The sequence below is a fragment of the Arthrobacter sp. Marseille-P9274 genome (assembly GCF_946892675.1).
Classification (GTDB): Bacteria; Actinomycetota; Actinomycetes; order Actinomycetales; family Micrococcaceae; genus Crystallibacter.
The window spans coordinates 2,624,170-2,636,807 of the sequence record NZ_CAMPOV010000001.1 but is presented as its reverse complement, the minus strand read 5'-3'; the positions used below and the strand labels follow the sequence as shown (position 1 = coordinate 2,636,807).

Here is a 12,638-nt window from a genome sequence, read left to right as displayed (position 1 = left end):
TTCGGCCGGCCCCCGGCCCTTCCCCTCAGCGGAGCACGATCTCGGTGGCCGTCGCGGGCGATTTGCCGGAGACCACGAAGCCGGAGACGTTCGCATCCGGGTGCTTGATGATGTCGGTGATCGAGCCAAGGTGCCGCGACAGGTCCACCTTGTCTTCGGGCGCGGCCAGCAGTAGCTGGAAGCCGAATTCCTGCAGCGCGTTGATGCCGGCGCCGGCATATTCAGAGTTGGCCTGGATGAAGGCCTCGTCGATCATGACCGTGCCGTAGCTGCTGTAGCCCTGGCTGGCGATGCCGAGCTGGTAGGCCAGCGCGGCGCCCATGATGAACGAGGTGAAGCGCTGGCCTTCGCCGCCGGAGAGCGTGCCTGGCTCCAGGCCGGTCTCGATCTCGCCGTTGGGCCGATGTTCGTTGCAGCTGATGGTGACGTGCTGGCGGACATCGAGGACGGTGTCGCGCCAGTGCTGCCGGGCCGGGTCGTTTAGCGCTTCGACGATCCGCTCCAGCGCCCTGTAGCTGGCCGACATCTGCTCCGGCGTCTGCTTCACGTAGGCGTTGCCGAGCGCCTCCTTCAGCTGGGTGCGGAAGGTCCGCGCCTCCTGGGGAATGGTGGTCCTGACTTCGATTTTGAGCCGGCTGCCGTGATCGAAGGGGACGTCGGCGAGGATCTGGTTCAGGGGCAGGATCCGCTCCTCGATGGCGCGGCGTTCCTCTTCCAGCAGCTGCAGCAGGTCGGAGAAGCGTTCGTAGGAGCGGTTGTTGAAGTATTCGCGGAACTCGTCCTCGCGCTGCGGCAAGCCTTCGTCGATGATGCTTTCGTAGAGCGCCTCGTACTGCGCGGCGCTTTCGACGCCGGTGCCGAAGGAGGCGTTCAGGTGCTCGCCGAAGTCGCGGGCGAAGAACTTGAAGGTATCGGTCAGCGCGGCTTCGGTGCGGTGCAGTTCCTCGCGGAGCGCGGCGGCTTCCTCGTTCAGCTTCAGGTGCGCCGCGTGGAACCGGGCCTCGAGCGCGTCCAGTCCGGAGGGAGCGGCATGCCCGGCCGAATCCGCCGCTGCTCCGTCGGACGGGGACCGTTCGTCCTCCGGTGCCGGGGTATAGACGGCGAGCGCTTCGGCGGCCCAGTCGGCCGGGGCGTCGGCCGCGGCCTTGGCTTCGGTCTGTTCCCAGGCGGCGCGGGACTTCTCCAGCCGCCGGTCCAGGCCCTGCAGCTCATTGCGCTGCACCGCCAGCCGGCCGACGCAGGCCTCCAATTCGGCCTTGGCCGCCTTGAGTTCCGCATGGATGCCGGCGAGGGTTGCGCTGCTGTCCACGGTTTCGCGGAGCCGGTCCTCCAGCGCCTCCAGCGCGGCGCGCAGCGGGGAGGCGTCGACGGCGGCAAACTCCCGCCGGTCCGCGGCCACGCGCTGCAGGGCCTCCAGCCGGCCGGAGAGGGCGTCCTTGGCCTTGCTGCGTTCGTCGGCGAGCTCCGCGGCGTCCTCCTGCTCCTGCCGGATGGCCTCGGCCTCCGCCTGGAGCTGGGCGATCTTCTCCGTGTTGTTGAAGCCGAGCAGGTAGTCGCCGGGGTTGACGGTCCGGGTGTCGCGCTCGAAGGCGCTGCGGCCGAGTTTCAGGGTGCCGGCCAGGCTGATGGCCTTGTCCTCGTCATGCAGCCCCTCGTCCGATTCGACACAGGTGAAGGCGTAATCGGCGGTTATTTTGCCCCGCAGCCAGGCGCCGGCGTCGGAGTTCTTAAATTCCAGCTTGGTGACCAGGTCCGCCGGGCCGGCGGTGGCCGGGCGCGGCTCCGAGGCGATGTTGATCCAGCGCAGCTTGCCGTGGGCCTGCAGCCCGTCGATGGCGCGCGTGACGGCGCGGAGGTGCTCGCCGCGGACCAGCAGCGTGGTGGCCAGGGAACGCAGCGCCTTCTCCGCCGCGGGACGCCAGGCCAGGTGCTCCGGCCCGATATCCACGAGCTCGCCGGCAAACGGCATGTCCTCGAAGGCGATGCCGGTGGCGGCGCTAATCTGCCGGCGGGCCGCCGCGCTGGCGCCGTCGATGTTGCTCCCGCGCCGCTGGTAGGAGGCGATCTCCGCCCGCAGTTTCTTCTCGCGGTCCTTGGCGTTGATGCTCGCGGCGACGGCTTCGTACTCCAGCGTCCGCGCAGCCTTGGCCTCCTCGGCGAGGGAATCGACGGTCCGCGCGGCCTCCTCGCGCGCCGCCGCCAGACCCGCCTCGGACCACTCAAGCCCCAGTCCTGCGTCGTCCATCTCCCGCCGGACCTGCGACTCGATCCGTTCGCGCTGCTCCAGCTCCACGCCGGCGGCGCGGATGTCCCGCTCCAGCGACTCAATGGCCCGGCCGCCGTGGCTGGCATGGCGCTCCTCGAGCGACCGGACCTGTTCTTCCAGGCTTTCCTTGGCGGCGGCCTCGGCCTCGATCTGCGCCGCCGTGTCCGCGCGCCGGTCTTCCAGCTGCTTCGTCCCGGCCGCCAGCACCGCCGCGGCCTGCTGCTGCCGCAGCAGCGGCAGCTGGACGGTGGCCAGCTCGGTGTTGCGCCCGAGCAGGCCGGCCAGTTCCCGGTACCGGCGGTGCTGCTCCGGCACCTTGGCCAGGGCGTCGCGCTGGCCGCGGGCGTCCTCCAGTTGCCGGTAGATCCCGCGCAGATGGCTGAAGTCCTCCGCCGCGCCAGCCGCCGCGGCGAGGGTCGACGGGATGTCCAGTACCTCGTAGCGGAAGAACCTATTCACACCCTTGTCGAGGCCCTTGCCGTTCTGCAGCGTGCGGAGCAGGCTGAAGGCCTTGTCATTGTCGATGCCGAGCCGGCGGCGGAACCGTTCGGCGAAGGCCTTATGGACGTCGAAGGCTTCGCAGCCCGGCAGGGCCGCCTGGAGGGAGGTGGGGGAGAAGCGGCGTCCGCCGTGGTTCTCCAGGGCGGCCGTGTCGAGCGGCCGGTTGTGGATGACGTAGTGCTTGCCGACCTGGCCTTCCAGACCGTTGGCCGGCAGGTCGAACAGAGCCGCGATGCTCACCTGGCGGCCCAGGCCGTCGTCGTACACGAGGGCGATGGCCGACCACGTGGCGCCGGGACGCTGGTAGGTGACCCCGGCGGCGGTCTTGGCCTTGCGCCCGCGCATGTAGCTGTACGTGGTGCGCCGGTCCTGCCGGTTGCTGGCCTCGTTGGCGGACTCGTTCAGGCGCGGTGCCGCATAGAAAATGTGCTGGATGCCGTCGAACAGGGTGGACTTGCCCACGCCGGGATGGCCGGTCAGCAGGGTGCCGGCCCGGTCGACGTACATGGCGTGCCGCCCGTGGAACGTGCCCCAGTTGATCACCTGGATGCTGCTCAGCCGGTACTGGCCCGGATTGATCTCTTCGCCCAACGGCAGCGTCTGCGCGATGCTCACAGCTCGTCATCCTCTTCTTCGGCCGCGGCCACCAGGTCGGTCTCGTCCGCCGCGCCGCCGCCCGCGTCGGCATCGTCGGTGTCCTCGTCGGCGGGCATGGTCCCGGCGGTCCGCGCCAGTGCCTCCAGATAGGGCGGGATCTCATCGATGTGGTCGAACGGCAGCGCCATGGCCAGCGCGTTGCTGACCCGGTAGACGCCCTCCAGGTCCGTCGGCAGGAGCAGCCGCAGGGACAGGAGCCGGTGGATCGAGGCGTCGGTGAGTTCCTCCAGCCGCTTGTCGTCGGCCGAGCCGGGCTGCCGGTGTTCCTCGAGGATCTCGCGCGCCCCGGCACGCGAGATCGTCGCGTCCGTGCCGGAACCGGCGTGCCGGTCCAGCAGCAGGCGCAGCCGAAGCGCCAGCAGGGTCTCCTCGCGGCGCAGTGGCTTGCGCGGCTGGATCGCGGTGGTATGCACGGCGTCCACCTCCGCCGGGGCCAGCATGGCAATCTTGCGGTCCGGGTCGAGGCTCAGGACCAGAAAGATCTCGCAGAAGTAGTCGGCGATGGCACTGCGGTTGTCGAGGATGGTGCTCCAGAGCCGCGGCTCGGCCACGCCGTCGATATACGGCCCCCGCAGCAACCGCACGATCGCCTGCCGCAGCGGCAGGGCGAAGGTGCCGGTGTCGCCGTCGAAAAGCTGCCGCTCCGCGCGGTAGCCGTTTTCGACGTCGGAACTGAGGTCAGTGGCGGTCATGCGGATTCCTTCGTGAACGTGATGAGCGGCAGGTAGGCCTTGCGGCTGGCGCCGCCGAGTTCGGTGAATTCGACCGCTTCGAAGCGGTCGCCTGAGATGTCCTGCCCGGTGTTGCGCGCAGTGAGCACCAGGCCGCGGACGGTGTTGATGTGCCGTTGGTCCGCCGGCAGTCGGTCCAGCACCGCCCCCAGCGTTGCCCGGCCGCCCGGTGCGGCCGTCGTCGCCTCCGCCACCGCCGCATCAATGGCGGCGAAATCCGCCTTCGGCGTGGACGGCGTGCGCTGGATGTCTGCCTCGCCCAGCCTCGGCGGGTCCGCCAGCTTCGGCGGGGGAACATGGTCGTCGGGGTTGAACAGGCCGATCCCGGCGAGCGTCTCGAACTCCGGGGCGAACAGGTGGAGCCGGGCTACCGGCGTGCGGGTGCGCAGCGCGGGGGAACGGGCGACCGAGAGTTCGGCGCTCCGGATCGCCCGGCGCAGCAGCATCGATTCGCGGAACTCGTCGCTCTGGACGTAGGTGTGCAGGCTCTCCGACAGCCGGCCATAGATCGCGTGCACCTCGGAGGCCTGCCGGCGCAGCTCCCGGACCAGGTTCGCGAGCGTGTGGCGCTCGTCCGCGGCCAGCTCCTCGACGAACTCCCGCTCCAGCACCTCGCACACGGCCTGCCGGAACCGCGCCTGCTGCTGCGGATCGTTGAGGAATTCGGTGAAGCCGCGGAACGTCTCGCCTTCGGCGGTGCTGCGCAGCTGCCGGTCACCTTCCAGGACCTGTCCGACGGCGACACCTTTGGCCACGCTCGATTCCATGATTTCCTGCCGGATCGCGTGCAGCATCCGCTCGACGCCGTCACGCATCCGCTTGAAGTCCGCCGGCAGGCTGGAGGCCAGGTCCAGGATGCTCCGCGCGGCCGCCACGGCCGTGTCGTGCGGGAGCACGTCGGGTTCCGCGCCGGCTTCCAGCGCACGGATCTGGGCCTGGCGCTCTTCGATTTCCGCCTCGAGCTGCCGGATCCGGGCGTCCGCATCGGGGTCGGTTTCGTGGGCGAGCGACTCGATGCTCGTCAGCAGCGTATTGAGCCGCGACGAGTTCAGGTTCGTCCGCTCCCGGGTCAGGCCGTCGATGAAGTTCAGCACGCGCTGGGTGGACGCAGTCGGTTCGTAGACGAACTGGCCGTCGATCATGGGGCGCGCCAGGAACTGCTGGCGGACCCACGAGTCCGCGTAGTTCGATGCCTGCCACTGTTCGTTCAGGCTCAGATGTTCCTCGCGCAGTTCGGCGATGAAGGCGGCCAGCGCCGCGTGGAACTCCTCCATCCCGATCCGCGGCCGGTTCGCGGTGAACTCGGACCGGAAGAAGGCGACTGTCCAGGGGGCGGCCGACAGCAGCTTCCACGCGGGAGAGAGCTTGAACTCCTTCTGGGCATGCCAGTTGGCGACGGCTTGCTGAGTGGAACGCATCAAGAACTTTCTGCCAGCCGCTTGGCTGCGGTGGGACTCTGGCTAACGTGGGACCCGACCATCGATCTTAATCGATGCAGCACCGGTCCTCCTATTGGGGAATAGACCTGGTCCCGGCTGGCGTTTATGCTTTTGCCTGTGCGTTCCTGATTGAGAGATGCCGATCACTCCGGCAGACTTCCATTCCGCCCTATATTCTTCTCCCGTTCCTTAAGGAAAAACTGTGCCTGAAAACAAATCGACCCTTGCGTCCGAGCAGGCACTGCAGCAGCCGCCTCAGGGGCCCACTGAATCCGCGGCCGTCGGGGACAAGCTGTCCCCGCGCGACCGCACGGTGATCACACTGCTCCTGGTTTCGGCGTTCGTGGTGATCCTCAACGAGACCATCATGGGTGTGGCACTGCCGCGCCTGATGGAGGACCTGGACATCACGGCCGGTGCGGCGCAATGGCTGACGACTGCCTTCATGCTGACCATGGCGGTCGTGATCCCGGTGACGGGCTTCCTGCTCCAGCGCTTCAACACCCGGCCGGTGTTTGCCGCCGCGATGAGCCTGTTCAGCCTGGGCACCCTGGTGTCCGCGCTGGCACCGGGGTTCGAGGTCCTGCTCGCGGGCCGGGTGGTCCAGGCGACCGGAACCGCGATCATGATGCCCCTGCTGATGACCACGGTGATGACGCTCGTGCCGCCGTCGTCCCGGGGAAAGGTCATGGGCAACATCTCGATCGTCATTTCCGTGGCGCCCGCCATCGGCCCGACGATTTCCGGTTTCATCCTTAGCATTCTTGACTGGCGCTGGATGTTCTGGCTGGTGCTGCCGATCGCCCTGGCCGCACTGACCATGGGCCTGCTGCGCATCCAGAACGTCACCGAGCCCAAGCACAAGCCGATCGACGTCCTGTCCGTCATCATGTCGGCCTTCGCCTTCGGCGGCCTGATCTACGGGCTGAGCCAGCTCGGCGAAGCGACCCACGGCGGGGGAACGGTGCCTGCGTGGCTGCCGCTCGTCGTGGGCGGGGTGGCACTGCTGCTGTTCGTGCTCCGGCAGCGCCGGCTGGAGCGCGCGGACCGGGCGCTGCTGGACCTGCGCACGTTCGCCTCGCGCTCCTTCACCATCTCCATCCTGACGGTCGTCGTGCTCATGATGGCGCTGTTCGGCATGATCATCGTGCTGCCGATCTACCTGCAGTCGGTACTCGGGCTGGATCCGCTGGCCACCGGTGCGCTGCTGCTGCCCGGCGGCCTGGTCATGGGCCTGCTCGGGCCCGTGGTCGGCCGGATCTACGACGCCCGCGGCGCCCGCATCCTGGTGCTGCCCGGGTCCATCCTGGTTAGCCTGGCGTTCTGGGGCCTGGCGATGATGAATGAAACGACGCCGGTGTTCCTGGTGCTGGTCGCGCACGTGTGCCTGAGCGTGGGGCTGGGACTGACGTTCACGCCGCTGCTGACCTCGGCGCTGGCGTCGCTGCGGCCGGAACTGTATTCGCACGGTTCCGCGGTGGTCGGCACGGTGCAGCAGCTGGCCGGTGCGGCCGGCACGGCCCTGTTCATCTCCGTGATGACGCTGCAGTCGGCCGCCCTCGCGGCCGCCGGCGCAGGGGAGCAGCACGCCCTGGCCGGGGGCATCCATGCCGCCTTCCTGTGCGGCGCGGTGATCTCGGTGCTGGGCATCGTCGCGGGCCTTTTCGTCCGGCAGCCGCAGGCGGCGGCACCGGCGGAAGAACTCGCGCCGGCCCACTGAGCCGGGCGGCACGGCTCCTGCGCTGCGGGTGCACCGTTCCGGGTTTCCCGGCCCGGACGGGTAGGCTTGGTCAACGATGCGCCGTTACTCAGCCCTGATCCTTGTGCCCCTCGCCCTCCTAGCCACCGGCTGCAGCGCCGTGGAGGATGCCGCCTCCGACGCCGCGAACCAGGCCGTCAATGACATCGCCGACGCCGCCGTCCAGGAAGTGACCGGCCAGATCTGCGGCGTGCTCGAGGACGGCGCAGTCAGCGCCTCCGAGCAGCAGTTCCTCGCTGGCCTGGTCTCGGCGGCCGAGGCCGCCGGCGCGCCGGAGTCCATCACCGGGCCGCTCAACCAGGTTGCCCAGGCCGGTGACGAGGTTCCCGCCGAAGCCGTCCGGCAGCTGAGCCAGAGCTGCTCCGGCTCCTCCCAGCAGGCGGACGAGTCTGCGGATTCCGAGCCGGCCGAGAATGCTGAAGATCCGGAGAACGGCGAAAACTAGCGTCAGCCGAGCTGGTCCAGCCGCTTCCGCGCCCGGTACGCCTCGGCCTGAAGCTTGCCGAGGGCAGCCTCGGCCTCGTCCTGGACCCCCTGGGCAATATCCGCCTCCCGGTCCGCGGCAGCGATGTCCTTGTCCAGGTCGCGCATCCGGTTCTTGAGCTCCGCCAGCTCTTCGGCCAGTTCTTCCCGCCGCGCTTCCACGTCCTGGAGCCGATGCTGCGCCTTCTCCACGTCCGCCTCGGCCTTGGCCACCCGCCTTTCGGCCCGCTCCAGTTCCGCGCGGGCCTGCTGCGAGGCATGCGCCGCCTCCTCGGCCTTGCGCTGCTCGGCGCGCTCGGCCCGGTCGGTTCGCCGTTTCCCAGCGGTAACCGGCTCCTCGACCACCTTGGGCCGGGTCGATTTCGCCGGTCGGCCGGTCCGCGCCGAACGCACGGAGGGCAGCGGCCCTGCCACGGCGCCGTCGAGCTCTACCGGCTCCAGCCCGCTGGCGGTCAGGGACCGGACCAGCCGCCCGCTGGCCACGGCGGCGGCCGCGTCCGCATCCGTCATCGCCGCCCGGAGCGTCTGCTCTGCCTCGGTACCGATGGCCTCGCTGACCGGATGTCCGAGTTCCCCGGCCAGCGAACGACCTTCCTTGACGACGGCGGCCAGCACCTGGTGACGCTGCCGGCCGAGCTCCTTCAGCTGCCGAGGATCCAGCTCCTCCTGCGCCTCGCGCAGCGCCGCCCCCAGTTCCAGCACCTGGTCCGTTTCCTCGCGCCGCCGCGCCACCAGCATGTTGACCAGCCAGGCCGCCGCGGACGGTTTCGGAAGCGTCCTGACCTCCTTGGCCAGCTCCTTCTCGCCGGCCGCGGCAAGTTCCTTCGCCTTCGCGTTCCGGGCCGCAGTGAACTCATCGGGCATCAGCGCGTACAGTTCGACGGCGATGGTCACGAGGTCCACGGAGCTCACCTTACCCGCGGGGCCGGCCGAGGACGTTGCAATTGGCGCGACAGCGAGTAAGTTGGCTCGTGCCGGATATGGCAACGGCAGCCGGCGGCTCCGATGGCCGGCGCGATCGAAGAGGGAGCCTGATCATGGCGACTTGCGATACCTGCGGCAACACCTACGACAAGACCTTCACCATCACGAAGGGCTCGGAGACCAAGACCTTCGACAGTTTCGAATGCGCGGTCCAGGCGATGGCGCCGACCTGCGCGCACTGCAGCTGCCGGATCCTGGGCCACGGCGTGGAGGCCGGCGGGCAGATCTTCTGCTGCGCCCACTGTGCGCGCGAATCAGGGCATACGGATCTGGCCGACCGAGCGTAGCTATCCGGGGCCCGGCTCCGCTGACTGCACCAAGAGCTGCTACTGGCCGGGACGGATGAACCCGGACTCGTAGGCGGCGATGACGGCCTGCGTCCGGTCCCGGACACCGAGCTTGGCCAGGATGGAGCCGATGTGGCTCTTAACGGTCTCGATGCCGAGGAACATCAGCGCGGCAATTTCCTGGTTGCTGCAGCCCTCCGCCACGTGCCGCAGGACCTCGGCTTCGCGGGCGCTGAGCCCCGCCCGCGACACGAGGTCCTGCCCGGTGGCTGGTCCGCCCGCCGCAACGCCCTGGCCGCGGGATTGCCTGCCGGCCACGAGTTCGCGCAGCTTGGCCGGGAAGACAATGGACTCGCCCGCCGCCACGGCCCGCACGGTGCGGATGAGCTCGTCGGGGCGAGCACGCTTGAGGAGGAAGCCATCGGCACCGGCCCTGAGTGCGTCATAGACATAGTCGTCGCTCTCGAACGTGGTCAGGATCAGAATCCGCGGCACCCGGTTGAGCCGCTCTGAGTTGGCCACGAGCTGAGCAGTGGCTTCGATGCCGTCCATCCGCGGCATCCGGACGTCCATCATCACGACGTCGGGTTCCAGCTGCCGTACCTGGGTCCAGACCTCCGCGCCGTCGCCGGCTTCGCCGACGACGGCCAGGTCCTCCTCCATGGACAGGATGGCGGACAGGCCGGAGCGGATCAGGGGTTCGTCGTCGGCGAGAAGGATGCGGATCGGGTCACTCATGCGGGTCACTCCTGTTGGCGGCGTTTGCCGCCCGTCTCACGGCCGCGGGCTCAAGTGTCGGGGGAGCGGGAAGCCTGACCTCGAGGATCCACCGCCGGTCAGCCATGGCGGCGTGCGCGGTCCCGCCGACCAGCCGAGCGCGTTCGCGGATGCCGTCGAGGCCGCGGCCCCCGGCGGAGGCCGGAGGGGGAGCCCCGGCAGCGGAGGGGGCGTCCGCAGGTACCGGCGCGGCAGCGGCATCTTGGGTTGAAGCCACAGGCCGCCCGGCCACGGGGTTGCTGAGCCGGACCAGCAGGGTGCCGGCGTCGGCGCGGATCCGGAGCCGGGCCCGCGTCGGGTGCGCGTATTTCAGGGCGTTGGTCAGGCCCTCCTGCAGGATCCGGAGCGCGGCGGCGGAGACGTCCCGGGGGAGTCGGGAGAGCCCCTCGCCGTCGTGATCATGCTCCACCTCCAGGCCCTGGCCGGCGAGACGGGCGAGCACGAGCGGGAGTTCCTCAAGGCCGGCGGCGGGTTCCTCGGGGACGGGCGACCGGAGGATGCCGATGACGCGGTCCAGTTCCGCGAGGGCCGTCCGGCCGGTCTCGGCGACGGCCTGCATGGCGCGAGCCGCTGCCGCGGGATCCCGTGCCAGCAGGCCCTGGGCTGCCGTGGCCTGCAGCGTGGTCACGGTCAGCGCGTGCCCGACCGAATCGTGCAGTTCCCGGGCCAGTCCGTTCCGCCGCGCCTCGTCCCGGGCGCGCTCCTCGTCCAGAACGGCCCGCTCCTTGGGGCTGGGCCCGAGCAGGCCGCGGGCCCAGTGCGGCAGTGCGCTGCCGGTCAACACCGTGAACAACAGCACGGCCAGACCCAGCCCGACCGCCCACAGGGCGGCCGCCGTCGTATCCGCAAAGGGGACGACGGCGGCGGCCACCTCCGCGACGGCCTGCCGCCGCCCTGCGACCCAGGAGAAGGTGATCGAAAGGACCACGGGGCCGGCAACCACCAGGGCGAGCAGCAGCAGGGACCCGGACAACAGGTGGGCCAGGTACCAGGCCGCGCCGCGCCAGGGCCGGCCGAAGCCGGGCCTGCCGGGCAGGGCGGACACGCCCGGCGGGCCGGGCAGGTCCACCGCCAGCAGCTCACGCACGGCCGTGCGCTCGAGTTCACGCGTCACGGACAGCAGCGCGGGGACGGCCAGGAGGACGAAAAGGATCGCGAAGGCGAACGACGCCAGGCCGGCACTCACCGCCGCCAGCTGCGTGGCCCAGATGAACACCGCGAAATACGGCACGGCCAGCAGGGCGCCGATCATCATGAACACAAAGTGCCTGAAGATCAGCCCTGCCCGCCGTGCCATTGGGCGGCGCGACTCGGTCATGGCCCTATTCTTGCCTATCCCGCCGACAGGATGCTCCCGCACCCGGTCAGCCTTCGCGCCCGCAGCGGGGGCAGCCGGTGCGCCGCTTCAGGTAGTAGGCCAGCGTGGCAGCCGCCAGCAGCGGGCCCCACACGACCCAGAGCAGGGTGGGCGCGCCTGTGGCCCAGTTGACCGCATCGAACGGGATGCCGGTGGAGATTCCCGAGGTGAAGATCCTCAGGTAGGTGGCGCCGGCCGGGACAACCACGACGGAGACCAGGCCGGCCGGAATGGCCGCGAGCAGGATCGGCACCCGGCGTCCGCCCAGCCAGGGAATCCAGCGGGGAAAGACCGAACCCCAGCGCTGGATGAGCCCCAGCGTCAGGAGCGTCCCCAGCAGCGCCATCGAGGCCAGGCCGAGGCCGGCGTAGACCATGCCGGTCTCCTGCATCATGGCCAGGAATTCCGGGCTGATCCCGAGCGGGATTCCGGCGGCCCAGGCGAACCGTGTGGCTCCATAGGCCGCGGGAACCGCCGCGGCGGCGAGGGTCACGGGCGTACCCCAGCGGCGGGCGGCGCCGGCGGTGAACCAGCCGAGGCCGCCGTCCCTGCGGCCGCAGCGCAGGCACGCGCCCGAGGACGTGCGGAGGCCGGCGGCGGCGGTCATGCCCCAGAGGGCCATCCCGGCCAGCAGTACGAGCTGGTGCCCAACGATCGGCCAGCCGTAGTCCTCCGGCAGGGCCGCCGGGTCAGTGAAGGCGAGGACCAGCAGGAACGGGACCGTAGCCCAGCATCGTCAGGAGCCGGGTGTCCACGATGAGCAGCAGGACCACAGCGGAATAGAGGACGGCATACCCGGCGGCGGCACCGGCGAGCAGCCGACCCGGGCGCCGGCGTACGTGGACCGCCAGCGCCAGCCCGCCGCCGAGGACGGCGGCGGCGGGCAGCAGGTACCTGAGCACCTCGCCGAGCGGACCGTTCAGCGGGGCCAGTTCCACCGGTACGGCGGGGTCGGCAAGGGGCAGCTTCTGGCCGGAGAGAACGACGGCGAAGGCTGCGGCGGCGTACGCGAATGCGGCTACCGCGGTGGCCAGCGGGGCGGCGGAAAGCATGGCACGCGCGGAGAGGCGGCGGGGCCGTCCGGAGCCGGCGTCCGTCGGCGGACCAGAGGGCGGCAGGGGACCAGGGGATGGTGCGGGTGAAGTAGTCATGGCTTGAGTCTGGCCGCGCGCCGGCCGCCGGAGATCCCCCGGACGGGCGGATCGGCTCCCTCGGAAGGGGGAACCGGAACGCCTGGTCCGCCAGGCGCCGAGGCGATTTCCGGCCACCCCGGGGGAGTGCCGGTTTCCAGCAGCCCGCGGAGGCATGAGCCGTTCCCGGGTTCCGAAGTTAAAAGGAGCCGCCCCGCAGGAATGACTCCTGCGGGGCGGCTCCGTAATCCCGGGACGGCCGATGGG

11 protein-coding genes are annotated in these 12,638 nt (G+C 70.1%); 3 read left to right on the top strand and 8 right to left on the bottom strand.

Going from position 1 to position 12,638, the window contains the following annotated elements; translation table 11 throughout:
* Positions 1 to 25: 25 nt before the first annotated feature.
* From OC550_RS12195 to OC550_RS12185, 3 genes are read right to left on the bottom strand one after another with little or no spacing between them, the layout of a single operon-like run.
* Positions 26 to 3,382 carry an ATP-binding protein gene (locus OC550_RS12195; RefSeq protein ID WP_262106032.1) on the bottom strand — a complete coding sequence of 1,119 codons (3,357 nt, stop codon included), beginning with the start codon at positions 3,380 to 3,382 and terminating at the stop codon, positions 26 to 28.
* Positions 3,379 to 4,116, bottom strand: coding sequence for a DUF4194 domain-containing protein (locus OC550_RS12190; protein ID WP_262106031.1), 738 nt, complete (start codon positions 4,114 to 4,116; stop codon positions 3,379 to 3,381). The genes OC550_RS12195 and OC550_RS12190 overlap by 4 nt, the downstream gene beginning before the upstream one ends.
* Entirely contained in the window at positions 4,113 to 5,573 is a 1,461-nt protein-coding gene (locus OC550_RS12185; protein WP_262106030.1) for a DUF3375 domain-containing protein, read from the bottom strand. Before OC550_RS12185 ends, OC550_RS12190 begins: the two co-directional genes overlap by 4 nt.
* A gap of 223 nt (positions 5,574 to 5,796) precedes the next feature.
* On the opposite strand from OC550_RS12185, the gene OC550_RS12180 reads away from it, so the two are divergent.
* The gene (locus tag OC550_RS12180; protein ID WP_262106029.1) at positions 5,797 to 7,314 is read left to right on the top strand and encodes an MDR family MFS transporter; all 1,518 of its coding nucleotides are present in this window, start codon (positions 5,797 to 5,799) and stop codon (positions 7,312 to 7,314) included.
* 76 nt (positions 7,315 to 7,390) lie between these two features.
* Positions 7,391 to 7,798 (top strand): hypothetical protein, encoded by a 408-nt coding sequence (locus OC550_RS12175; protein WP_306556921.1) that lies wholly within the window; start codon positions 7,391 to 7,393, stop codon positions 7,796 to 7,798.
* Positions 7,799 to 7,800: 2 nt separating this feature from the next.
* Here the strand turns inward: OC550_RS12175 and OC550_RS12170 are convergent, their stop codons facing one another.
* Entirely contained in the window at positions 7,801 to 8,739 is a 939-nt protein-coding gene (locus OC550_RS12170) for a hypothetical protein (RefSeq protein ID WP_262106028.1), read from the bottom strand.
* Between the two features lie 134 nt (positions 8,740 to 8,873).
* On the opposite strand from OC550_RS12170, the gene OC550_RS12165 reads away from it, so the two are divergent.
* Positions 8,874 to 9,107, top strand: a complete 234-nt coding sequence (locus OC550_RS12165; protein ID WP_262106027.1) for a hypothetical protein — start codon at positions 8,874 to 8,876, stop codon at positions 9,105 to 9,107.
* Between the two features lie 39 nt (positions 9,108 to 9,146).
* Here the strand turns inward: OC550_RS12165 and OC550_RS12160 are convergent, their stop codons facing one another.
* The 4 genes from OC550_RS12160 to OC550_RS12145 all read right to left on the bottom strand — a co-directional run bounded on the left by OC550_RS12160 (position 9,147) and on the right by OC550_RS12145 (position 12,392).
* On the bottom strand, positions 9,147 to 9,845 hold the full coding sequence (locus OC550_RS12160; RefSeq protein ID WP_262106026.1) for a response regulator transcription factor: 699 nt from the start codon (positions 9,843 to 9,845) through the stop codon (positions 9,147 to 9,149).
* Positions 9,838 to 11,202 (bottom strand): sensor histidine kinase, encoded by a 1,365-nt coding sequence (locus OC550_RS12155; RefSeq protein WP_262106025.1) that lies wholly within the window; start codon positions 11,200 to 11,202, stop codon positions 9,838 to 9,840. The genes OC550_RS12160 and OC550_RS12155 overlap by 8 nt, the downstream gene beginning before the upstream one ends.
* 46 nt (positions 11,203 to 11,248) lie before the next feature.
* Positions 11,249 to 11,863 carry a hypothetical protein gene (locus OC550_RS12150; protein ID WP_262106024.1) on the bottom strand — a complete coding sequence of 205 codons (615 nt, stop codon included), beginning with the start codon at positions 11,861 to 11,863 and terminating at the stop codon, positions 11,249 to 11,251.
* A 67-nt stretch (positions 11,864 to 11,930) separates the two neighbouring features.
* A complete protein-coding gene (locus tag OC550_RS12145; protein ID WP_262106023.1) occupies positions 11,931 to 12,392 on the bottom strand; it encodes a hypothetical protein in 462 nt (153 codons plus the stop codon).
* Positions 12,393 to 12,638: the final 246 nt, after the last annotated feature.

Excerpts from the sequence above, each read along its gene's own strand:
- OC550_RS12175 (WP_306556921.1), top strand. The coding sequence starts at position 7,391 with ATGCGCCGTTACTCAGCCCTGATCCTTGTGCCCCTCGCCCTCCTAGCC.
- OC550_RS12190 (WP_262106031.1), bottom strand. The coding sequence starts at position 4,116 with ATGACCGCCACTGACCTCAGTTCCGACGTCGAAAACGGCTACCGCGCG.
- OC550_RS12145 (WP_262106023.1), bottom strand. The coding sequence starts at position 12,392 with ATGACTACTTCACCCGCACCATCCCCTGGTCCCCTGCCGCCCTCTGGT.
- OC550_RS12165 (WP_262106027.1), top strand. The coding sequence starts at position 8,874 with ATGGCGACTTGCGATACCTGCGGCAACACCTACGACAAGACCTTCACC.
- OC550_RS12160 (WP_262106026.1), bottom strand. The coding sequence starts at position 9,845 with ATGAGTGACCCGATCCGCATCCTTCTCGCCGACGACGAACCCCTGATC.
- OC550_RS12155 (WP_262106025.1), bottom strand. The coding sequence starts at position 11,202 with ATGACCGAGTCGCGCCGCCCAATGGCACGGCGGGCAGGGCTGATCTTC.
- OC550_RS12185 (WP_262106030.1), bottom strand. The coding sequence starts at position 5,573 with ATGCGTTCCACTCAGCAAGCCGTCGCCAACTGGCATGCCCAGAAGGAG.
- OC550_RS12150 (WP_262106024.1), bottom strand. The coding sequence starts at position 11,863 with ATGGCCCTCTGGGGCATGACCGCCGCCGCCGGCCTCCGCACGTCCTCG.